Genomic DNA, 20,613 nt, shown 5'->3' with positions numbered 1-20,613 from the left:
TTACAACATTCGCTTAACCAGTCGCTTGATGCGAGCCTCCAGTTCGCGTGTACGGAATGGCTTGGTCATATAGTCGTCAGCACCGAGCTGAAGGGCACGGACAATGTCTTGCTCTTCTGTACGACCTGTTAGCATAATCACCGTATATTTCTTGGCATTCGGCAAATTCCGGATCTTCTGGAGAACCTCGAGGCCATCCATCTGTGGCATCATCCCGTCTAAAATAACGAGATAGGGTTCGTGTCCCTGATGCCAGGTGGAGTCAAAGAAAGCTGCTCCTTCTTCGTAAGTCTGGATGTCGACGTGTATCCAACCGTCAAAACTGGTTTTGATGGAATCGGCAAGCATCACGCGAATCATCGGATCGTCATCAATAATGGCGACCTTCAGTTTTACCTTAGGGGAGTCATGCGTTTTTGTGATTTGAGCGGTTTCAATCCGGCGCCGCCCTGCATTTTTGGCAGCGTACAAAGCAGTGTCCGCAGCTTCTACCCAATACGTATGCGGTTTATGAGGATCTTCTACTTGTACGATTCCACCGGAAAAGCTCAAAGAAAACGTTCCTTCAGGAGCTTCGAACGTGAGCGAACAAAAAGCAGAGAGTATCTGCTCCAGGCGCATCTTTCCTGTCTGTACAGTCGTACGCGGCATCAGCAGGATAAATTCCTCTCCGCCGTACCGGAATAATACATCATGTTTTTCGACGCTCTGTCCGATGAAAGCAGCAAAACGAGTCAGCACCTCGTCGCCAATCAGATGACCATACGTATCATTGACCCCTTTGAAAAAATCGATATCTAAAAATGCCAGTGAGAAGGGGGTGGTGGTTCGCTGGGCATCAGAAAGAAGCCGTTGGTACGTATCAACAAAAGAATTGCGATTGTTGACACCCGTGAGCTCGTCCAAAAACAAGATGCTGTTCATCCAGCGCTTGCGGCGAAGCTGGCGACCGAGGCGTATGACCAGCTCTTCCATATCAAGCGGTTTGCACATGACGTCATCTGCGCCCAAACGATAGGCATTCAGACGGGTCTCCCGTTCGCAATCGATGCTGATGATGGTGGTAGGTACGTACTGCTTCTTTATTTTTTCACTGATCGTTTGCATCACTTGGAACCCGTCTGTTTCCGGGATGTTCAAATCCAGAATGAAGCAGTCAGGGTTCATGTCGTGAAAATAGTCGAGAGCCTTATGAGGATAGACTGTAGCGATGACAGACCAATTGCGTTTTTCTAAATATTCTTTTAGATACATGAGCAGAGTGATGTCATCATCCAGGATGAGGACTAAAGGCTGTTGCTCACAAGGGGATTCCCGGTGAAGAGCGGGGTTCTCGATAAAAACTTCCTGTTTGGGTCGCTTCTCGCAGCATAAGGTGATCAGCTCTTGCAAAAACGCTCGCCATTCACTCGTTGGCCAGTTCTTGGCAGGCATGTCGTCCATTTGTTCCAAGAGAAGCTGAGACAGATCAGACAAGTCGATCAATCCAATCGTCCCGGCTGTCCCCTTTAACGAATGGAGAAAGCGATACAGATCATCATGAGAGACGGGAACCTCCTGGTCGTACCACGTCTCAATCTGTTTATGGATATTCGTAAGAAGCGTATCTCTGTACTTGATCATGTCGTACCGTCCCCCTGTGTTGGGATGGCGCAAGCAGTCGGTCGCTTGCGCCAGTTTGATCAAAACATCTACAATTTGGTATGGTACAAGTAGCAGGGAGAAGGAAGGGCTTATTGTTGCAGGGAAAATCCTTCTTCAATCAGATATTGCTCTGCTTCCACGTACGATTCAAAGGAAGCTTCCAGGTTCATTCCGTGGTATACGTTCCACAGGGCGTCTTCCTGTTGTAACAAGAGCGTGCGGTTTTGTTTGTCGATCCACGTTTGCTCGAGTTGCTCAGCTGCTGCGGTGTTTTTAGGTGTTTCCTCACGTTTTTGGGAGAGAGAGTGGATCGACGCTTCTATAACCGTGCGCAGTTCTTCCGCCGAGAAATCACGGATGTTGATGAAGCCCTTATCGTCTTTTTGCTTTTGGTAGCTCTTCACAAAGCCGACGAACACAAACCCGTTGCCGTTCGGATGCAGATGATAGACCACGGTCTTTTTGTCATGAAGGCTTTCCTCATAATGAAAATTAACCCGTTTCAGGGAGACGTCATTCCGAGTCAGTTGTGGAAAAGATTCAATAATCGCTAGTTTTTCTTCAAAAGTAAGCATGGATTCCTCCGGTGAGATGGATTTGTTTGTCGATTATATCATAGGTGGGACACAGAACGAAAAAAGGAGAAGGGAAAATGAACGGAAAAAACCGAAAAAACATCGTAGCAGGACTCGAAGTCGATATTGTATTGAAACAGGACCAACGCACTGGCAAGCGCACTCGTGGGATTGTAAAGGATATCCTGACGAACTCCAGTACACATCCACATGGAATCAAGGTTCGTTTGACGGATGGACAAGTGGGGAGAGTGCAAGAGATTTTCCAAAAAGGGAAGTAACCTTTTTCAGAAAAAATGGACAGGCCACATGGGCATCTGTCCGTTTTTCTTTTCATGATCGGTTCCGGTTCTGCAAATGCTCGATAGCTGGTACGGCGAAGCAAGCTAGATTCGAAGGAAGTGCATCGAGCGAAAACCAGCGCATGTCTCCAATAGCCCCGTCTTCCTCTAAATTACGCGCTTCTCCACTCAAGATCGTGACTTCGTAAATGACCGAAACCCAATGCTCGCCATTTTCCGGAAGGATGGTTTCTGCAGTGCACAAGAGGGCTTTTACCTCGACATCGAGATTAACTTCTTCTTTGATTTCACGGATGACACTCGTCTCTAGTTGTTCATAGGGATCAACTTTTCCCCCGGGAATGCTCCACGTATTCTTCTCTGGATCTCTGTTTCGTAAAACCAGTAAAATCTCATTCTTGTCATTTAAGATGACAGCTCCTACGCCCAATCTTGGTATAGCGATAGTAGTCGACATGGTTTCTCCTTCGATAGGCAGATTCGTTTCTTCTATAATAGCAAAGTTCAATCCTAGCAGGACAAAACAAGAAACCGCCTGAAAGGACGGTTTCGAGAAGTTCAGCAAAACGTTTTATCGGTAAGAATCATGGGTAGGGGCGAAGACATCCTCCGTTGATTCCCGTACCAAAATAAATGGCTCAATATTTCCCAATCCATGCAGGCATGTATTGTGATGGGCGATGATCTGTTCCGCAGACAGCACTTCGTTGTCCGACGTAGAGTGTCCGTCTTTGACGAGCGTCACATCATAGCCGAGTGTCGTCGCTTTGCGGCAGGCACTGTCGATACAATATTCGGTTTTGCACCCCGTGATGACAAGGTGGTTAATCCCGAGTGCTTGTAGTTTTTCGTGCAGATCTGTTCCGTGAAACGAGTCTGTCGCTAGTTTTCGAATCACCGTTTCTGATGGCAGAGGTGCGATCTCAGGGTGGATGGCATTGTCGTCTGAACCGACTTCTCCGACATCATCATCCTGAACGTACAGAACAGGAATATCCTTGCTGTAGGCGTCTTCCCGTACTTTTTTCAATGTTTGGACAAGTGTAGCCGGCTGATAAACAGGACCAAATTGTCCCTCTATAATTCCCACTTGCGCATCAATAATCAGTAGAGCTGTTTTTCGAATCAATCCAATTCCTCCTAGGTGAAAGGGGGTTAGTGTTGGTGTTCCCCTTTTTGGTTGTTTGGTACACGCACAGCTTTATAAGAACGTCGATTCATGTCTTTTTTCATAACTGACCACTCCTTTCATCATAGAAGAGCATGAAAACTGCTCTGGATAATTGTACCACAAAAAAGACTCATTCCTTACATATCGGCAGGTAAGGAACGAGTCTTTTTCGATTACGAACTTCTTATGATTCATTTTCCTTTTTCGGTACAAACTGAAAGATATCATGTGATTCGAGGGAGTCGATCAAACGGGATAGCCACAGATAATATTCCAACCCATTTTCAATGCGCTTGATACTAAGGTCAACACGTTCCCTGAATTCTTCCGTAAGCTCTTCGGATTGCTGGAGAGCACGAAGCTCAAGGAGCGACTTTTTCAAGGCGTGTACATTATGTTCACAGGCGTGTCGCCACTTCACGGAAAAGAGGTCGATGAAGTTCTGGTACCAATCCAGATTGACCTCGTAATGATCCTTCCGTGTCCCTTTTTTCCATATCTTTTCTACCATATTTAATTCCATCAATGTGCGGACGCCAGTGCTCATGCTGGTTTTGCTCATGCCCAGTGCTTCGCCCATCTCATCGAGTGTCATTGACTTGTCCTGAAAGAGCAATGTGCCATACAGCAGTCCCGTTGACATGGTAATTCCATACAGATCCATGTTGCGAGCTAGCGTTTCAATCACGCGTTCCTGAGCTTTTTCGAGGATTTTTTCTTGATTGGTATCCATTTTGAAAAAAGCAGCTCCTCTAGTCATAGTAACCTGACTAGAATTGTACGTCTCCAAAAGCAAAAAGTAAATGGAGATATTGTACAGTATATACGTGATAAACTGAGAATACAGGAAGTAAAGTACGTAAAGTTTTTTCTGAACGCTGAAAATGCCCGATTATCCTGCCTCATCCAGTTTGAGGTAAAAAAATTGGCTGGTTACAATTGTAAGGGTAAAGAACAGTCCGGATGCCGGGCGTAAAAGTTGGAGGTGACCATATGCCCAAGATCAAAGTAGAGAATTTGACCAAAATCTTTGGACGCCAACCCCAACGCGCATTGTCCCAGGTGAAGCAGGGGAAGACCAAGCAAGAAATCCTGAAGGAAACGGGTCTTACCCTTGGGGTGAATCAAGCGAGTTTTGAGGTGCATGCAGGCGAGATATTCGTCATCATGGGGCTTTCGGGAAGCGGGAAGTCGACCTTGGTTCGATTGTTGAACCGGTTGATTGAGCCGACAGAAGGCAGAATCCTGATTGACGGTACGGATATCGTCAGTATGAACACGGAGCAGTTACAGGAAGTAAGAAGAAAGAAGCTGGGTATGGTATTTCAAAAGTTTGCCTTGTTCCCTCACAGGACGGTGCTTGAAAATGCGGAGTACGGTCTGGAGATTCAAGGGATGCCAAAAGCTGAGAGAGAGGCCAAAGCGAAAAAGTCACTCGAACTCGTCGGACTCGGTGGTTGGGAAGCAAGCTACCCGGATCAGTTGAGTGGCGGGATGCAGCAACGTGTGGGGCTGGCTCGGGCACTCGCGAATGAACCCGATGTGCTGTTGATGGATGAGGCCTTCAGTGCCTTGGACCCGTTGATTCGCAAGGACATGCAGGATGAACTGTTGGAACTGCAAAGCACCATGCAGAAGACCATTATTTTCATTACGCATGATCTGGACGAAGCATTGAAGATCGGGGATCGAATCGCGCTGATGAAAGACGGTGCGATCGTGCAGATCGGCTCGCCGGAAGAAATCATGACCAATCCGGCAAATGAATACGTAGAGCGATTTGTAGAGGATGTGGATCGTTCCAAGGTGTTGTCCGCTGAAAATGTCATGAAGCGTGCGGAAACGATCACACTGGACAAAGGACCTCGCGTCGCATTGCAACTGATGCGAGACCGCGGCGTATCCAGTCTGTACGTGGTGGATAAACGAAAAACATTGTTAGGAGTGCTGACGGCAGACGCAGTAAACGGAGCCAAGGAAGCAGGACATTCGCTAGAATCCGTGCTGCGAACCGAGGTACCGACTGTCGGACCGCAGACGCTACTCAATGAGATGTTTGACCTTGTTGCGTTTTCGGATATTCCCGTGGCGGTTATAGGAGAACAAAACCGTCTCCTGGGCGTGATTGTTAAAGGAGCCGTCTTGGGTGGGTTGGCAGGAAAAGTTAATCAACAAGTTCCAGAGCCAACGAATGAAGAGGGGCAGGTGAATCCATCATGAGTCAAAACCAACTTTTTCCGAAGCTGCCGCTCGACAGTTGGGTAGAAACGATTGTAGATGGACTGGAAGAGAATTTGGGCTTCTTGTTCGACTTCATATCAGCTGGAATCGGTGGAACCGTTGACTTGTTTTCGTGGATTCTAACAGGAATCCCTTTTTGGGCCCTGATCATCTTGTTTACGCTGCTGGCGTATCGCGCTGGCAAAGTGGCAATTGCTCTTTTTACCTTCATTGGACTTCTTCTGATTCAGAATCTGGGTTATTGGGAGCATTCAATGGAAACACTTGCACTGGTATTGACGGCAGGGTTGATCTCGGTGATTATCGGGATTCCCGTCGGTGTCTGGTGCGCGAAGAATGATTCTGTGCAAAAGGTCGTTACACCGCTGCTTGATTTCATGCAGACAATGCCAGCGTTTGTGTACTTGATTCCCGCCATCTTTTTCTTCGGACTCGGTAAAGTACCGGGGGTTATCGCTTCTGTCATTTTTGCGATGCCACCGACGATCCGTCTGACCAACCTGGGAATTCGTCAAGTTCCTGCCGATCTGATCGAGGCTTCTGAAGCGTTCGGTTCTACCTACTGGCAAAAACTGACGAAGGTACAGCTGCCGATTGCCAAGACGACAATGATGGCCGGGATTAACCAGAGCATTATGCTCGCGCTGTCCATGGTCGTAATTGCCTCGATGATTGGGGCGAAAGGCTTGGGGGCTGACGTGTATCGTGCTGTAACACAGATCAAGATCGGTGAAGGTTTTGAGGCGGGACTGGCCATCGTTATTTTGGCGATTCTACTGGATCGTCTCACACAAAGTGTTGGAAAGAGAAAAAACGCGTAGGAGGGGTTTTCATGAAAATGAAAAAAGGCACCTTGAAAGGGCTGGCAGTCGCACTTGGACTCAGCATGGTGATGGTAGGATGTTCAAACGCGGGAACACCGCAGGGAAATCAGCCTGCCGAGGGCAATACGGGTACGTCTGCACCGAATAGCGTTGGAGCACAAGTGGATCATAAAATTATCGGAATCGATCCTGGCGCTGGTCTGATGAAAGCGACCGAAAAGGCCATGAAAGACTACGATCTGAAAGATTGGGAACTGGTAGAGGGCTCTAGTGCAGCGATGACGGCAGCACTGACACAAGCCTACAAAGACAAAAAGCCGATTATCGTGACAGGCTGGACACCGCACTGGATGTTCTCCAAGTTCGAGATGAAATACCTCGAAGACCCGAAAGGAACTTTCGGAAAGGATGAACAGATTCATACCATCGTGCGAAAAGGACTGAAGGAGGAGCACCCAAGTGCGTATGCGTTCCTCGACAAGTTTACGTGGACACCTGCTGACATGGAAAAAGTGATGCTCGATATCGCGGGCGGCAAAAAGCCGGAAGAGGCAGCAGCCGAATGGGTGAAAAACAATGAGGCTACCGTCAACAAGTGGGTAGAAGGCATTCAGCCTGCTGAAGGCAAAAAATTGACGCTCGCCTACGTCGCGTGGGATTCTGAGATCGCTAGCACGAATGTGGTGAAGACTGTACTAGAGCAAAAGCTGAAATATAAAGTAGAGCTGAGCCAAGTAGAAGCTGGCCCAATGTGGGTCGGTGTATCGAACGGCGATGTGGATGGGATGGTAGCAGCGTGGCTGCCAACCACGCACGCAGACTACATGGAAAAGCTGGGGAAAGACGTGGAGGACCTCGGTCCGAACCTGCAAGGAACCAAGCTCGGATTGGCCGTTCCAGCTTACATGGAGATCAACTCCATTGAAGATTTGAAGAAGTAACAGACTTAATACAGAAGGCACCGCTCACGATGGGGCGGTGCCTTTTTCGTTGTGTTATGGGAGTGGATTGCTTTCCATGACAGCGGGCCAAGCGTGCTGTTTGTCCAGCGTTGCAGGCTCCGGTGCAAATACTCGCAAAACGAGATTGAACTCGCCTTCAGGGAGCGGGAGCCAGTTGCCTTCCTTGCCTTTGGGCGGTTGCTGTTGCAAATACAGATCGAGGGAGCCATCCGGATTGTACGCAAGCGTTCCTGTATTGCTGCGAACGGATGCGCGATCGGCCGCTGTTTTGGCTAAAAACAGCTGGTTGTCATAGACGTTAATCGACCAGAATGCAGACGTCTTGGGAAGCTGTTCCTTTGTAAAATGCAGCCTATAGCTTTTGACTCCTGTAAGAGGTTTTCCTGATCCATCTGTCAATGCTCGATAGTAGGCTTCCTCGCTCGGCACATTGGCTCCAATACCGGAATAGGCGATAAAGGAACGAGCGAGAAACTGGTTTCCATATGTGCCGATGGGGGAAAAGGAGCCCCATCCATTACGGAAGGTGGCGTAGCCGGGAAAGCCATTTTGCACGATGGACAGAGCATCCTGTAGGGCACGCTGTAGGCCCGCAAGTTTGGCTGGACCGAGCGTGGAAGGATCAAAGCCTTTTTGGACATCGAGCCCGGCTTGTGTGAATTGATCGAGCAAGACACGATCACATTCGGGCGGAGGATTGCTCTGGATCCATTTTGTCATGACTTGAAAAAAGGAAAGGGATGACAACACATCAGGGGGAAGCGTTTCGGGAACATGTGCCGTTTGCAATTTTGGGTGGACAGGGGCAATCGCGATTTGTTTTTCAAACGAGACAGCCTGCGACAAATCAGCTTCACCCTTTACCTCGACACGGCCAATGAGCCAGACGGTATTCGTAGGGGCGTAGATCACAGGTATATGGGCAGGGGTAGGCCCTTTCCATTGTGGGCTTGCAATGATATATTGTCCGGCCTGCTGTTTGGTGGAACGATTGGAGACATTGCGAAACGTATTCGTGTAGGCATCCAGCATTTGCACGGTATAGTAGCGGTTTTGCGGATTGGCGGGGACAGTCAATCGGACGGGCGTCTCTGACAAATCCAGCCATGCGCTCATATACAATGTATCGGAGTTTGGCGTCACGATATCCCGATAAGCTGGGGAAGCGAGTGTGTCCGCATAGTAAAACTGGTTAATCGGCGACCGATTTTTGACCATGGCTTCCATCGTTTTGGCGGACATCACTAATGGATAGCCGTAGATGTATGCTTGTATGCCGAGCGAGTAGGCGAGTCTCTCCTGCGATTGAAGAAATGACTTCGTTTGGAAGAGAGGTGACTGTTGAACAGATGGAGCGGTTGTGGTCTCTTTTGCAAATGACAGGCCAGACAGGTAAAGCGTCATGCAAAGCAGGGAAACGATCAGTATCAGGCGCTTTTTCAATAATGGAAGCATAAAGCCCCTCCTCATTACCAGAAATGGGGTTCGCACTGGTAGTTTTCTTCATAGAAAAGGGGCTTTATGCAAGTTGGGCTGGAATATTTATTCGTAATGCGGTTCCACAGAAATTTCAGGCGCCCGCCACTCTGGGCAGGTCGCATACAATTTCGACGCTCCCTGTAGCAATTCCCTATCACGCCATCGCTTGCCCACACACTGTATACCAATAGGAAGACCTTGCTCATCAAAACCGATCGGCATCGTCACGACAGGGCTTCCGGTGACATTAAACAGACTCGTATAAAAAGTCGTAGCGGCCCAGTAGTTTTGCGGGTTCTCGTCTACGTACAGCGGTTTGGTGTAAAGAGGCTTGTTACCCCACATTCTCGATTTTGCCATATGGGGGAAAGCTGTCGTGCAGCTAACCGGACACAAGAACAAGTCACAGTCAGTCATGAATTGCTCAAAGCTGCGAATGAGCTGCTCCCGAATGGTTAAGACACGCATGTAGTTTTTGAACGTCAGCGGGATGAGCATGGTAGCGGAGGGAATTTGGCGATAAATCGGCATCGTCATGAGATGAGCCAAACCGCGAAGAAGTGAAGGCGTCGTAGAGTTTAACTCCGCGTCGATCATTTTCCCCCATGTTTCCCAAGTCTTGCGTACATCCAAAGGTGGTGCCGTCACTTGTTCTACGCGCATGCCTTGTTGCTCCAGCATTTTGACGAAGCGACGCAACTGATCACGAATGGCTCGACTCGTTGGGTAGCCGGGCAGCTCTTCCATCCAGCGAATGTGCAGGGGCTGCTCCTGGAGGGGAGGGGGCAAGACTTGTGGGCCATGAGGCAAGCCAGCGTTGCCGTTTCCACCACTAATGATGGAAAACGCCACTTCCAGGTCTGCGATCGAACGGGCTACAGGGCCATAACAGGCCAGATGACGAGACGAGGTATAATCAGACATTCCTTCAAAGCCTGGCATGTGTCCTGCGGCCGGAACGGCTCCTTCTGTCGGCTTCAAGCTAAATACGCCACAGAAATGAGCAGGAACACGCAACGAACCGCCAATGTCACTGCCAATATCCAAATAGGAAAGCCCGGCAGCAACTGCGGCTGCCGATCCTCCGCTGCTTCCGCCTGTTGTTCTCTCCAGATTCCATGGATTATTCGTCCGACCGTAAATATCATTGTCTGTTTGCATGTCCATCAGAAGAGGAGGGACATTCGTTTTGCCCAGGATGATGGCTCCTGCCTGCTTCAGTCTGCGGACGACTGCCGCGTCGTGTTGCGGAATATAGCCTTTGAGAGGTGTGAAGCCAGAAGTAGTGGCGAGTCCTGCTGTGGCAAAAGAATCTTTGATTGTGATTGGTACCCCGTGAAGAGGTCCGCGATAGATACCTTCCCCTATTTCTTTGTCTGCTTGTTTGGCGGCTTCGATCGCAGATTTTTCGTCAGAAGCGACGATAGCGTTCACTTTGCCATTGAGGAAGTCGATTCGTTTAAAGATATGTCGGGTAGCTTCCTCGGCGCTTATTTTACGCTCGCGAATCCAAGTGCCCATCTCCGTTGCTGTCAAATCGATTAGTTCTTTCATTCGATTCACTCCTTTTCACACGTCCAGCGTACGACAGGAAAACGAGGAAAACTTGATCGAAAATGCGAACCGCTACCGACTATTCTCTGGCCAGAACGGGTATATAAATGAAGCAAAGCGAATCAGGATGGTCATATCCGAGAAAGCGATGATCGTAATATTCAAAATCGTAGCGGGCATAAAGCTGGTCGGATGCGTGTGTCATCCAGCTCCCGTAAATGTATTGATACGTCAGCTTGATATTTTGCACCGGTCCTTTGTGAGGGAACACAAGATAACTAGATGGAGGCAGTGTGAGTGATTCCAGTCCGTCTGTGCCATCATGCTCCGGAGTTTGCATGGCAGCAAAATAAGAAAAGCTCAGCTCCAGCCCAAAAGCATCGGGGTAGCGTAAGACACCATAACGCTTTTGATTTGGCTGCACGTCGATTGTCTGCCCCAATTGGTTCCAGCAATGGATGATATCTTGTAACGAACAAGTAGCTTGAGCGTACCCTACGAGATGCAGTGCTTCGTGGGAAGGGACATAGATGGGCTCAATGGACTGCCGCTGAATATTTTCCAAATACGGTAACTCCATGCGCTCCAACATCATGTATCTCGGCATTTTTCCAGATCGACGAAGCGCAGAAGGAGGCAGACCAAAGCGTTTGGTAAAGGCACGAGTAAAGGCTTCGTGAGAATCAAAGCCGTATGTAAAGGCGATCTCCGTCACGCTCTTTTGTTCCAGCGACAGCGCTTTGGCAGCCTCGGTTAAGCGTCTCTTCGAAATGTACTGGCCGACAGTTTCTCCTGTCACGTGAAAAAACAAGCGTTGAAAATGGTACTTGGAATATCCGGCGGCTGATGCCACTTCATCGAGTGTGACTTTTTCCGTTAACTGCTTTTCGATAAAAGAGAGGGCACATGTTATTTGTTCGATATAGTTCATGACGTCACCTGAAAAAGGAAATAAGATCTTTTTTTAGGATACCATATGCCCTGATCTGATTTTTTGTAAAAAAGCCAGAATGTCAAAGAATAGGGAGAGAATACAATGAAGTAGGACAACATTATTGGAGGTAGCCGTGGAGCAGCATCTGGATCTTTTTTTGATGAAATATGGATATGTCGGCATCTTTTTTTCGCTCACACTTGGTGTTGTAGGGCTCCCCATACCCGATGAGGTACTGATGACGTACGCTGGCTATGCGGTTTCCCGCGGTGTTTTGCACATGCCGTTAACGGTGCTGAGCGCCTTTTTGGGAGCGGCAGTAGGGATTTCGATCAGCTATGCCATCGCGTGGAAGTGGGGGCTGCCGTTGCTTATGAAGGTTGGACCGTACATGCATATTACGCCGAAAAAAATAGAGTCAACCCAAAAGCTATTTGCCAAGTACGGTCCATACCTGTTGCTCATCGGCTATTTTTTGCCTGGCGTCCGTCATGTTACCGCCTATTTGGCAGGAGTCTCCGCAATGGGTTTTCGACGATTCGCTATTTTTGCTTACGCTGGCGCATTTCTTTGGAGTGTCACTTTTTTACTGTTGGGACAGGCGCTTGAGAAAGAGTGGCTCAAAGTCGTCGTCTATATACGTCATTACGGCATCACATTTTTGCTAATCGGTTCGGCGATTGGAATGATGGTTTATATTTGGATGAGGTACAGGAACAGCACCAGGACCAGGACATAAGGAAGAAGAGTTAGTTCCGGATAATAGACATGCTATCGCGGACCAAGCTGACAAATTCCAGCTGTTCCTCACCGGTGGCTGTCGATTCGGCTAGCTTGAGTACGTCGGGAAGTGAGCTTCTTTCGGAAAAGGGGCTATCCCGCAATATTTCTGCGTACTCGGCAACGGAAGCCAGGAACGTCAGCTCAGGTGACAGCGCGCTTTGCACTTGAACGGGCTCGGCAATTTCCTCTACTTTTTGGGAAACGATATTGTGATAGCGAATCCGTACCGTCCCTAGATCTGTTTTTGCTGGGGAAGCAAGCTTGACTTCGTAAAGGGCGGTCACGCTGTGCCCAGCACCGATTTCACCTGCGTCTGTCTTGTCGTTACGAAAATCCTTGTCGCGGACATCGCGGTTCTCATAGCCGATCAAGCGATACGAGTCTACCTTCTTAGGGTCGAATTCTACCTGAATTTTTACGTCACGAGCGATCGTTTGGAGGGTGCCCGTCAATGATTCCGTAAAAATGCGGCGCGCCTCGGAAAACGTATCAATGTAGGCGTAGTTGCCTTCTCCTTTATTCGCAAGCTGCTCCATCAGGACGTCATTATAGTTTCCCATGCCAAAGCCAAATGTGCTCAAGTAAATGTCTTTTCGCGCATAGTCCTCGATCGAACGCAAAATGCCCTCGGCTCCTGTTTCTCCTACGTTGGCCACACCGTCGGAGCAAAGAATGACCCTGTTAATAGCGCCGGGCTTGAAGGAGTTAGCCGCCATTTTATAGCCGAGCATGAGCCCTTCTTCCGCGTTGGTGGAGCCTTCGGGTTGGAGTTCAGCGATTGCAGATAATATCGCGTTTTTGTTTTCAGTAGAGGTAGGAGGCAAAAGAACCCGTCCTTCAGATCCATAGACGATGATTCCTACAGAATCTGTGGGTTGTAACTCATCCACGAGGACATTCAGACTTCTTTTTACCAGCTCCAATCGGTTTTCCCTATTCATCGAGCCAGATACGTCAATGACAAAGACGAGGTTTGCAGGCTTTCTGTCTTCGGCTGCAATTTCCTTTCCTTTGATGCCTACGCGAACCAATTGGTTGCCTTTCTGAAAAGGAGAGGGGCCGCCATCCACTTGAACGGCAAATGTTTGATTGGTGGGAGCCGGATAAGCTGCTGGAAAATAGTTGATGAATTCTTCCACCCGAACAGCCTCTGCTGGAGGAAGTGTGCCGTCTTGAACAAAACTGCGCATGATCGAGTAGGAGCCAGTATCCACATCTGCAGCAAAGGTAGACAGGCGATCTTTTGCAGTAGAGACAAAAGTATTGGCGCCATAGTCTTTGAAGTACATATCGTTTGCAGGTGGGGCGGATGTCTTTTCCATGACGTAATCAGCCAAGGCGCTTGAACTACTGCGTGGACTTGAGCTTAGGGTTTCTTTATTCTCGCTTTTCTGGGCAGGTGCTGGTTGCTGGCTCTCACCCGTACCGCTTGTCGCCAATTGGCCATTCGAACTACACCCAATCAATGATGCGACCAATAGGGTGATGCCACTTACTTTCACAATTTTTCTCATCTTTAGATATTCCCCCTTTGCCTATGTGACGTGGTAAAAAAAGGAATGTTACATAAGGAGGAGAAGTAGGCTTGTCCGCAGCAAGAGCTTCACTCGCAACGACAGCCAGGATCGAGTCGTAGCTGCGGCTCCGAGTGGCGAAATGATTTATGTTTGGATTAATCGGCAATCTTCACTAAAGTGAGGAAGCCAGTCACCGTCGTCGTTCCGTCTGCGAAGCTTTGCAAAAACTGGTCTGCGATACCTCCCGTACGGAATATGTCTACGATGTCACCTGCTACTAATCGGGTGAAAGAGGTAACCATGCTGAATGCATTTCCATCCCCTGCACTATCCGCACTGCTTGAAGTTCCAGCAGAAGCTGTAATATTAGCGCCATTCCTTCTGATAATGAAAGACACTTCACTCGCTTGTGCAGTAGTAACACGATAGCTGATGAGATAGATGCCGCTTGCAGGTACGGTCACTTGCCCGCCAGCGAGTAAAAAGCCGAGTGAATTGTCTGCATTCGACACATTCAGCGGGACCATCGTATTTGGCGAGATATCGATAGCGGAGGATAGCCAGAAGTTGCCGAAAACACTGGAAACAGTTCCTGTCGCGCCTATTACACCCGGGGCTCCTGTAGCACCTGTAGCGCCTGTAGCACCTGTAGCGCCTGTAGCACCTGTAGCGCCTGTAGCACCTGTAGCGCCTGTAGCACCTGTTACCCCCGTGGCCCCGGTCAAGCCGACTCCTGTCGCCCCCGTTATTCCTACCCCAGTCGCGCCAGTAGCCCCCGTAGTCCCTGTTGTTCCTGTTCCACCTCCATCTGCTCCGGTGGCTCCAGGTAGACCAGTGACTCCAGTGGCTCCCGTTGGTCCTGTGAGACTAGCAATAAACGATGCTGTTAATACGGAATTCAGCTTGTTGTTCAGCAGAATTTCTTTCTTTGTTATCTCTCTGAGCGTATTTATTACACTAGAATTAACATTCAGCAAATCACTAATAGTTGCAGGGGGACCTGTTAATCCTGGAAGCGTACCAAGGACATATTGAAACTTTTCCGCCTCTGCGTTAATGATATGGCTTAACCCAAGCTCTTCCAATGCGATGGATGCGAGTAGCAAGTTTGCGATTTGGCTTTGTGTGATGGTAATGAGAGGGGTAATGTTGGGGATATTTGCTTGTGACAAATGAAACGTCCTCCTTCTTTCTTCACGTCCTTTCATCCTATTCCGATAAGGTGCATAAGGAGATTGGTCGGTTTCCTTGTTTTTATTCGGGTACGGTTTACCATGTGCTGCCTTTCTTTCTTGCTCCTTATTCAATCTTCTTGTAATATTAGGAAATATTTGTGGTGTGACGGTCGCTCTAGTCAATGGAAATCAATTACGAAAAGAGGTAGATTGCTGCAAAAATCAATCAAACAAGAGAGGTTATAAAATGAATCTAGGAATTCAAGTCACGCAAAATCAACTGATGGATGTGCTGCTAAACGTTGCGGTAGCTCGTCCAGTATTTATTTGGGGCGCACCGGGAATCGGCAAGTCGTCTCTCGTCGAGGCGTTTGCCGAGCAGGTGGGCCTGCCTTGCGTATCGTTATTGGGTAGTCAGCTGGCACCTGAAGATATTATTGGTGTCCCACAGATCGTAGATGGGAAAAGCAGATTTTGCCCACCTGCGCAAATTGCGCGAGAAGAACCGTACTGCTTGTTTCTTGACGAATTGAATGCATGCTCACAAGAAGTGCAAAAGGCGTTTTACAGTCTGATTCATGAGCGGAGAATCGGGGATTATCATCTGCCAGAAGGGTCCATTGTGATTGGAGCAGGAAACAGGGCGCAGGATAGCGCGATTGTCAAACCGATGTCGTCTGCTCTGATCAACCGGATGTTCCATGTCCAATTGCTAGTCTCGTATGAACAATGGATGAAGTGGGCGTACAGCAACGGCATCCATTCCTACGTGCTGCAATTTTTAGAGGTGCGCCCGGACTATTTGTGGTCGCAGCCACCGAAGAGCGAGGAACCGTTTTCTACTCCGCGTTCCTGGCACATGCTATCTGATGCCCTGAACGAATTCGGTGAGAACTTGACGACAGAGATGGTGGGGGTACTGGCCTACGGATGCTTGACGCCCCAGCATGCTGCTCAATTTCGGGCTTTTCACAAGAACATTCAAGGCAAATATCAGCTCAACCGTATTTTGGAGGGAGAGGCTTCTTTCCCGACGGCTCCAGAGGATCGGGACGTCCTGTATTTTCTGGCCGATTCTTTCCGTTCGCAGATCAAAAAAGAACTGCCAGCGGATAAAGCCTCTGTTGGGGAGCAGCATAAACGGTTTGCGCACCGAGCGAAAGCTCTCTTGAAGGAGCTCGCTTCCATCTCACTGGAAATGGCACAGATGATAGTGGCGCGGCACGAGGATGGCGACGGATTGCCAGACTGGTTCGTTGTGGAGGTCATTCGTGATTTACCGCGATTGGCCATGGACAGGAAGGGCAAATAGCCAATGGCCCGAGGAGTTAAAAACGACCCGTCGACGCAAAACTACGAGCAGGCCGTACATTTTTTGAGTCATCACCCGATGTTTGGTCCACTGTCCTCGCGAGCGCACTTTATTCGTTCCGAGCGAAGTATTTGTCCAGATAACGGTTGGGTAGTCGTGACCCGGGAAGGCAGCTTGTACGCGCATCCGAAGCGCAGAGGGGAAGTCGGGGAATGGATTTATGTTCTCGCACATGCGCTGCTGCATTTGGGCTTCGGACATTTTGTGGAAAAAGAGCAGCCGATTTTGTGGAACATCGCATGCGATTGTTATATTACGCGTTTTTTGAGAGACATGAAGCTGGGGAAGCCTCCTGCTGAAATGGCCTTTGAGCTGGATAAATCGGGAAAGAGCGAAGAAGAGCTGTATGACCGGTTCGTGGAGCATGGGGTGCCGGAGCATTTGAAGCTGTTTGGAACGGGCGGGGAAAAACAGGCAGATATGCTTTTCTCAGATAAATACGTCCGGTACACCTACAATCGAGATGTGAAGTGGGAGCGGCTCTTGGGGATCGGGCTGGCGCAAGCGGTGCAAAGTGCTGTCAGCGTAGCGGGCGGCTATTCCGATGCTCTCGGGAATGAAGAGAACCAGCTGTCTGAGGCACAAAAGGCCAAGCGCTGGTTCATCAATCATTATCCATTGCTGGCTTCCTTAGCGAGTCATTTCACGATTATCGAGGATTCACAGATCTGCCAACGGCTGCAAATCTCGGTGGCAGCCATTGATGTCACATCCAACGAAATCTTCATCAATCCTGCGGCGGGCTTGGATGAAGAGGAATGTAAATTCGTGATGGCACACGAGCTATTGCACGCAGGGCTTCGCCACCATGAGCGCTGTCAAGGACGCGACCCGTATTACTGGAATGTCAGCTGTGATTACGTGATTAATCAATGGCTGATGGAACTCGGTGTGGGACGTTTTCCGCAAATTGGCGGACTGTACGACCCAGACTTGAAGGGACTCTCGGCAGAGGCGATTTACGATCGAGTCGTGACGGACATGCGCACGTATCGCAAGCTCTACACCTTACGAGGAATCGGCATGGGCGATATTCTGGATGGCGACGATCCGCGTTTTTGGGAAAAGGGTCCGGGAACGACGCTGGATGACTTTTATCGCAATGCGATGTCGCAAGGCTTGATCTACCATCAGGAGAAAGGGAGAGGGCTTTTGCCTGCGGGCTTGGTAGAAGAGATTCGCGCCTTGGGGCAACCGCCTATTCCGTGGGATGTTCAGCTTGCCCGTTGGTTTGACGAGCATTTTCCTCCGTTGGAAAAGAGTCGCACGTATGCAAGGGCAAGCCGCAGACAGTCCTCTACACCTGACATTGCCCGTCCTGCCTGGAGCTTTCGCGAAACGGATCAGCTGGCACGCACGTTTGGTGTCGTGATTGATACATCCGGCTCGATGGATACCAAGCTGCTCGGCAAAGCATTGGGGGCGATCGCGAGCTACAGTGAAGCACGAGATGTTCCATATGCACGCGTGGTCTTTTGCGATGCGCAGGCGCATGATGCGGGCTACCTTTCTCCCGAGGACATTGCAGGTCGCGTCAAAGTCAAAGGACGCGGGGGAACGATCCTGCAGCCGGGCATTGACATGCTGGAAAAAGCAACCGATTTTCCAAAGGACGGACCGATTTTGATCATTACCGATGGGGAATGTGATCGGATCAAAGTAACTCGTAGTCATGCCATCATGCTGCCGAAGGGGAGTAACCTGCCGTTCGTGACGAGAGGACCGGTATTTCGAATGGAATAGCAGGGTTTAGGCTCCGTATCGATGATGCGGGGCCTTCTTTATGATCTTTTTACAATGAAAGGGTAGGAAAAGCGATAAAATAGCTTGTATGATGAAGCGGAGATCGGAGAGGTGTACAGCTAAGTGAAAAATAATCTCCTAGAAGAAACCGGGCACAAAAAAAGTAGATGGGAAGCTGTGCTTGAAGTTTTGCTCGTTTCGACCAAGCTGGGATTGACTTCATTCGGTGGTCCCATCGCGCATCTCGGTTATTTTCACAACGAATACATTCGACGTAGAAAATGGATGGATGAGCAAAGCTACGCGGATTTGGTTGCGCTTTGTCAGTTTCTCCCTGGTCCCGCAAGCAGCCAGGTAGGGATCGGAATCGGAATCATGCGAGCTGGATTGTGGGGAGGGGTTGCTGCATGGATCGGCTTCACTCTGCCTTCGGTATTGGCTCTCCTGATCTTTGCGTTCACTTTACAAGGAGTGGACAGTGATAGTGCTTCTTGGATTCACGGTCTAAAATTAGTAGCTGTCGCGATTGTTGCTCATGCCGTATGGGGGATGGGACAAAAGCTTGCCCCGGATCGAACACGGGTGACGATTGCGATCATCGCTGCTACCATCACACTGCTGTGGCATTCTGCATGGAGTCAGGTCACAGTTATGATTCTAGCAGGAATAGCAGGGGTTCTTATCTTCCGGCAGCAAAAAGTTTCGGATCTTCCTGAATTTCGTGTGCCAATCAGTCGCGCACTAGCCATTACGTGCTGGATCGTTTTCTTCGGACTTTTGTTGGTGCTGCCTATCCTACGAGAGAGTACAGGCTTTTCCTTGCTCGCGTTGTTTGAGAGCTTTTTCCGTGCGGGCTCACTTGTTTTTGGTGGAGGTCACGTTGTATTGCCTTTGCTGGAGAGAGAGGTGATCTCGACAGGTTGGATGACGGAAGAAGCTTTTCTTACCGGCTACGGGGCTACACAAGCAGTACCGGGGCCATTGTTTACGTTTGCCGCTTATTTGGGAGCCATGATTGCAGGAGGAGTCGGGGCAGTAGTGGCTACGATTGCGATTTTTCTACCAGCCTTTTTACTCGTCATCGGCGCATTGCCGTTTTGGAATGCCTTGAGGAGAAATTCGAAAATCCAGGGAATGCTGGTAGGTGTGAATGCAGCAGTCGTCGGGATTTTACTGGCAGCCCTGTACGATCCGATTTGGACGAGTACCATTCTTGCTCCGCTGGATTTTGCGGTAGCGGCTATTTTGTTTATCATGCTGGAGCACTGGAAGCTGCCGCCATGGCTGGTTGTGGTTACAGGCGCTTTGAGCGGATGGTTGCTTTCAGTTGCTTAGTTTCAGGTGAAAATTTAGCAAATCCTTCTCAATGCGGAGAGGGATTTTTTTTTGCGGGCGAAGATAGGTAATTTAATTAATGGTGAATAAAAAGTACCGTCTCCCACAAACTAATTGTAGTCATATACGAAAGCGGGGAAGCGAAATGCTCCAAAATACCTGGATTTACTACGGTATTTTTGCTCTTATTTTTTTAGCAGGTTTATTATTGACGATACGTTTTATAAAGAGGCAAGAATCGAAGGAATTGGACCACAACATAAGCCAAACGACAGTAAAGCATAAAGTTTTGGGAAATGTCGGGATGCTTGTTTATATTGCAGCTTTTGCCGTTCTGCTAGCTGTTTTGCTAATTTCTATCCTTGTATATTCTTAGCTTTTGGAGGCTGATATTTTAATGGAAAAAAAACGATACTACGTTTCTGTTCAAGCCGGGACTATTTTGGAAAACCAAGGTGACGCAACGTATGAGTTTGAAATAGAAGCAACCGACTTGCAAGTGCATTCACTGAGAACCTTGTTTGACCAAAGGACTGAGTATGAGTTTGGTACATTCTTGCGTGGTCATGTCGTAGCGATTCCTTATCACTTTGATACCGAGAATGATGTTTATGATGAGTGTCTACGGCAAATTTACACTGCGCTCTATGAGTGTGGGACAGAAGTAACCAAGAATCACATTCAATCGATGGGCGTTATGAATGCCTCTCATATGTAAACGATGACTAGACGCCTACATGGGGCGTAGGGCTCACCGTAGAGTCCACATTGGCGTCGTTTTACCATGACCTTGAATTAGGCGTGAGCACGTTCGAGCTAGACGTGAAAATCACGGAGGACAAGCAGGCTGTTATTACGCATGACCGCAAAATTTCGGGTAACAAGTGCCGGGGACACAGGCCCACTTTTCGCTGGCGATCCTGAGTACCCGTACGAAAGCTACAAGACCCCTAAAAAAGAGAAGTAAAAAGAAGACCAGTCCATTAGGGCTGGTCTTCCATT

20 protein-coding genes are annotated in these 20,613 nt (G+C 48.9%); 10 read left to right on the top strand and 10 right to left on the bottom strand.

Annotated elements, in window-relative coordinates; all coding sequences use genetic code 11:
• Together C7R92_RS16415 and C7R92_RS16410 are read right to left on the bottom strand one after the other, a co-directional pair.
• Complete coding sequence (locus tag C7R92_RS16415; protein ID WP_106834989.1) at window positions 1–1,623, bottom strand: GGDEF domain-containing response regulator; 1,623 nt, start codon at window positions 1,621–1,623, stop codon at window positions 1–3.
• A gap of 110 nt (window positions 1,624–1,733) precedes the next feature.
• Complete coding sequence (locus C7R92_RS16410) at window positions 1,734–2,219, bottom strand: hypothetical protein (RefSeq protein WP_106834988.1); 486 nt, start codon at window positions 2,217–2,219, stop codon at window positions 1,734–1,736.
• A gap of 77 nt (window positions 2,220–2,296) precedes the next feature.
• On the opposite strand from C7R92_RS16410, the gene C7R92_RS16405 reads away from it, so the two are divergent.
• Window positions 2,297–2,500, top strand: a complete 204-nt coding sequence (locus tag C7R92_RS16405; protein WP_106834987.1) for a YwbE family protein — start codon at window positions 2,297–2,299, stop codon at window positions 2,498–2,500.
• 52 nt (window positions 2,501–2,552) lie between these two features.
• Here the strand turns inward: C7R92_RS16405 and C7R92_RS16400 are convergent, their stop codons facing one another.
• From C7R92_RS16400 to C7R92_RS16390, 3 genes are all read right to left on the bottom strand, one after another.
• Window positions 2,553–2,978 (bottom strand): NUDIX hydrolase, encoded by a 426-nt coding sequence (locus C7R92_RS16400; RefSeq protein WP_106834986.1) that lies wholly within the window; start codon window positions 2,976–2,978, stop codon window positions 2,553–2,555.
• A gap of 114 nt (window positions 2,979–3,092) precedes the next feature.
• Complete coding sequence (locus C7R92_RS16395) at window positions 3,093–3,650, bottom strand: cysteine hydrolase family protein (protein WP_069852944.1); 558 nt, start codon at window positions 3,648–3,650, stop codon at window positions 3,093–3,095.
• A 226-nt stretch (window positions 3,651–3,876) separates the two neighbouring features.
• Window positions 3,877–4,425, bottom strand: a complete 549-nt coding sequence (locus tag C7R92_RS16390; RefSeq protein WP_106834985.1) for a GbsR/MarR family transcriptional regulator — start codon at window positions 4,423–4,425, stop codon at window positions 3,877–3,879.
• A gap of 260 nt (window positions 4,426–4,685) precedes the next feature.
• On the opposite strand from C7R92_RS16390, the gene C7R92_RS16380 reads away from it, so the two are divergent.
• The 3 genes from C7R92_RS16380 to C7R92_RS16370 are packed head-to-tail and all read left to right on the top strand — an operon-like array spanning window position 4,686 to window position 7,698.
• Window positions 4,686–5,912, top strand: coding sequence for a quaternary amine ABC transporter ATP-binding protein (locus C7R92_RS16380; protein ID WP_106834983.1), 1,227 nt, complete (start codon window positions 4,686–4,688; stop codon window positions 5,910–5,912).
• Window positions 5,909–6,754, top strand: a complete 846-nt coding sequence (locus tag C7R92_RS16375) for an ABC transporter permease (RefSeq protein ID WP_017251873.1) — start codon at window positions 5,909–5,911, stop codon at window positions 6,752–6,754. Before C7R92_RS16380 ends, C7R92_RS16375 begins: the two co-directional genes overlap by 4 nt.
• 17 nt (window positions 6,755–6,771) lie before the next feature.
• Complete coding sequence (locus C7R92_RS16370; RefSeq protein ID WP_106834996.1) at window positions 6,772–7,698, top strand: glycine betaine ABC transporter substrate-binding protein; 927 nt, start codon at window positions 6,772–6,774, stop codon at window positions 7,696–7,698.
• A gap of 54 nt (window positions 7,699–7,752) precedes the next feature.
• Here C7R92_RS16370 and C7R92_RS16365 read toward each other — a convergent pair whose 3' ends face one another.
• The 3 genes from C7R92_RS16365 to C7R92_RS16355 form a co-directional block, all read right to left on the bottom strand.
• Window positions 7,753–9,174 (bottom strand): DUF1254 domain-containing protein, encoded by a 1,422-nt coding sequence (locus C7R92_RS16365; protein ID WP_106834982.1) that lies wholly within the window; start codon window positions 9,172–9,174, stop codon window positions 7,753–7,755.
• Window positions 9,175–9,261: 87 nt separating this feature from the next.
• Complete coding sequence (locus tag C7R92_RS16360; protein ID WP_106834981.1) at window positions 9,262–10,752, bottom strand: amidase; 1,491 nt, start codon at window positions 10,750–10,752, stop codon at window positions 9,262–9,264.
• Between the two features lie 79 nt (window positions 10,753–10,831).
• Window positions 10,832–11,683 carry a helix-turn-helix domain-containing protein gene (locus C7R92_RS16355; protein WP_106834980.1) on the bottom strand — a complete coding sequence of 284 codons (852 nt, stop codon included), beginning with the start codon at window positions 11,681–11,683 and terminating at the stop codon, window positions 10,832–10,834.
• Between the two features lie 124 nt (window positions 11,684–11,807).
• Between C7R92_RS16355 and C7R92_RS16350 the strand changes: the two genes are divergently transcribed.
• Complete coding sequence (locus C7R92_RS16350; protein ID WP_106834979.1) at window positions 11,808–12,425, top strand: DedA family protein; 618 nt, start codon at window positions 11,808–11,810, stop codon at window positions 12,423–12,425.
• Window positions 12,426–12,435: 10 nt separating this feature from the next.
• On the opposite strand, the gene C7R92_RS16345 is transcribed toward C7R92_RS16350, so the two are convergent.
• A complete protein-coding gene (locus C7R92_RS16345) occupies window positions 12,436–13,983 on the bottom strand; it encodes a vWA domain-containing protein (RefSeq protein WP_106834978.1) in 1,548 nt (515 codons plus the stop codon).
• Between the two features lie 158 nt (window positions 13,984–14,141).
• On the bottom strand, window positions 14,142–15,158 hold the full coding sequence (locus tag C7R92_RS16340; RefSeq protein WP_106834977.1) for an alpha-helical endospore appendage domain-containing protein: 1,017 nt from the start codon (window positions 15,156–15,158) through the stop codon (window positions 14,142–14,144).
• A gap of 250 nt (window positions 15,159–15,408) precedes the next feature.
• On the opposite strand from C7R92_RS16340, the gene C7R92_RS16335 reads away from it, so the two are divergent.
• The 5 genes from C7R92_RS16335 (at window position 15,409) to C7R92_RS33410 (ending at window position 20,535) form a co-directional block, all read left to right on the top strand.
• Complete coding sequence (locus C7R92_RS16335; protein ID WP_017251865.1) at window positions 15,409–16,473, top strand: AAA family ATPase; 1,065 nt, start codon at window positions 15,409–15,411, stop codon at window positions 16,471–16,473.
• Between the two features lie 3 nt (window positions 16,474–16,476).
• Window positions 16,477–18,276, top strand: coding sequence for a vWA domain-containing protein (locus tag C7R92_RS16330; RefSeq protein WP_106834976.1), 1,800 nt, complete (start codon window positions 16,477–16,479; stop codon window positions 18,274–18,276).
• Between the two features lie 123 nt (window positions 18,277–18,399).
• A complete protein-coding gene (locus C7R92_RS16325; RefSeq protein ID WP_106834975.1) occupies window positions 18,400–19,611 on the top strand; it encodes a chromate transporter in 1,212 nt (403 codons plus the stop codon).
• A gap of 397 nt (window positions 19,612–20,008) precedes the next feature.
• Window positions 20,009–20,329, top strand: a complete 321-nt coding sequence (locus tag C7R92_RS16315) for a hypothetical protein (RefSeq protein ID WP_106834973.1) — start codon at window positions 20,009–20,011, stop codon at window positions 20,327–20,329.
• 83 nt (window positions 20,330–20,412) lie between these two features.
• Window positions 20,413–20,535 (top strand): hypothetical protein, encoded by a 123-nt coding sequence (locus C7R92_RS33410; protein ID WP_244195761.1) that lies wholly within the window; start codon window positions 20,413–20,415, stop codon window positions 20,533–20,535.
• The last annotated feature ends 78 nt before the right edge of the window (window positions 20,536–20,613 follow it).

Origin of the sequence: Brevibacillus porteri, from assembly GCF_003013475.1 — a bacterium.
GTDB classification, from domain to species: Bacteria; Bacillota; Bacilli; order Brevibacillales; family Brevibacillaceae; genus Brevibacillus; species Brevibacillus porteri.
Note: the sequence above shows the minus strand (reverse complement) of the source record. Positions and strands in the feature narration are given on the sequence as shown.

What these genes read in the sequence shown, in the direction of transcription:
- C7R92_RS16390 (WP_106834985.1), bottom strand. Translation starts at nt 4,425, where the DNA reads ATGGATACCAATCAAGAAAAAATCCTCGAAAAAGCTCAGGAACGCGTG.
- C7R92_RS16410 (WP_106834988.1), bottom strand. Translation starts at nt 2,219, where the DNA reads ATGCTTACTTTTGAAGAAAAACTAGCGATTATTGAATCTTTTCCACAA.
- C7R92_RS16355 (WP_106834980.1), bottom strand. Translation starts at nt 11,683, where the DNA reads ATGAACTATATCGAACAAATAACATGTGCCCTCTCTTTTATCGAAAAG.
- C7R92_RS16380 (WP_106834983.1), top strand. Translation starts at nt 4,686, where the DNA reads ATGCCCAAGATCAAAGTAGAGAATTTGACCAAAATCTTTGGACGCCAA.
- C7R92_RS16365 (WP_106834982.1), bottom strand. Translation starts at nt 9,174, where the DNA reads ATGCTTCCATTATTGAAAAAGCGCCTGATACTGATCGTTTCCCTGCTT.
- C7R92_RS16370 (WP_106834996.1), top strand. Translation starts at nt 6,772, where the DNA reads ATGAAAAAAGGCACCTTGAAAGGGCTGGCAGTCGCACTTGGACTCAGC.
- C7R92_RS16360 (WP_106834981.1), bottom strand. Translation starts at nt 10,752, where the DNA reads ATGAAAGAACTAATCGATTTGACAGCAACGGAGATGGGCACTTGGATT.
- C7R92_RS16330 (WP_106834976.1), top strand. Translation starts at nt 16,477, where the DNA reads ATGGCCCGAGGAGTTAAAAACGACCCGTCGACGCAAAACTACGAGCAG.
- C7R92_RS16315 (WP_106834973.1), top strand. Translation starts at nt 20,009, where the DNA reads ATGGAAAAAAAACGATACTACGTTTCTGTTCAAGCCGGGACTATTTTG.
- C7R92_RS16375 (WP_017251873.1), top strand. Translation starts at nt 5,909, where the DNA reads ATGAGTCAAAACCAACTTTTTCCGAAGCTGCCGCTCGACAGTTGGGTA.
- C7R92_RS16335 (WP_017251865.1), top strand. Translation starts at nt 15,409, where the DNA reads ATGAATCTAGGAATTCAAGTCACGCAAAATCAACTGATGGATGTGCTG.
- C7R92_RS16400 (WP_106834986.1), bottom strand. Translation starts at nt 2,978, where the DNA reads ATGTCGACTACTATCGCTATACCAAGATTGGGCGTAGGAGCTGTCATC.
- C7R92_RS16345 (WP_106834978.1), bottom strand. Translation starts at nt 13,983, where the DNA reads ATGAGAAAAATTGTGAAAGTAAGTGGCATCACCCTATTGGTCGCATCA.
- C7R92_RS16415 (WP_106834989.1), bottom strand. Translation starts at nt 1,623, where the DNA reads ATGATCAAGTACAGAGATACGCTTCTTACGAATATCCATAAACAGATT.
- C7R92_RS16405 (WP_106834987.1), top strand. Translation starts at nt 2,297, where the DNA reads ATGAACGGAAAAAACCGAAAAAACATCGTAGCAGGACTCGAAGTCGAT.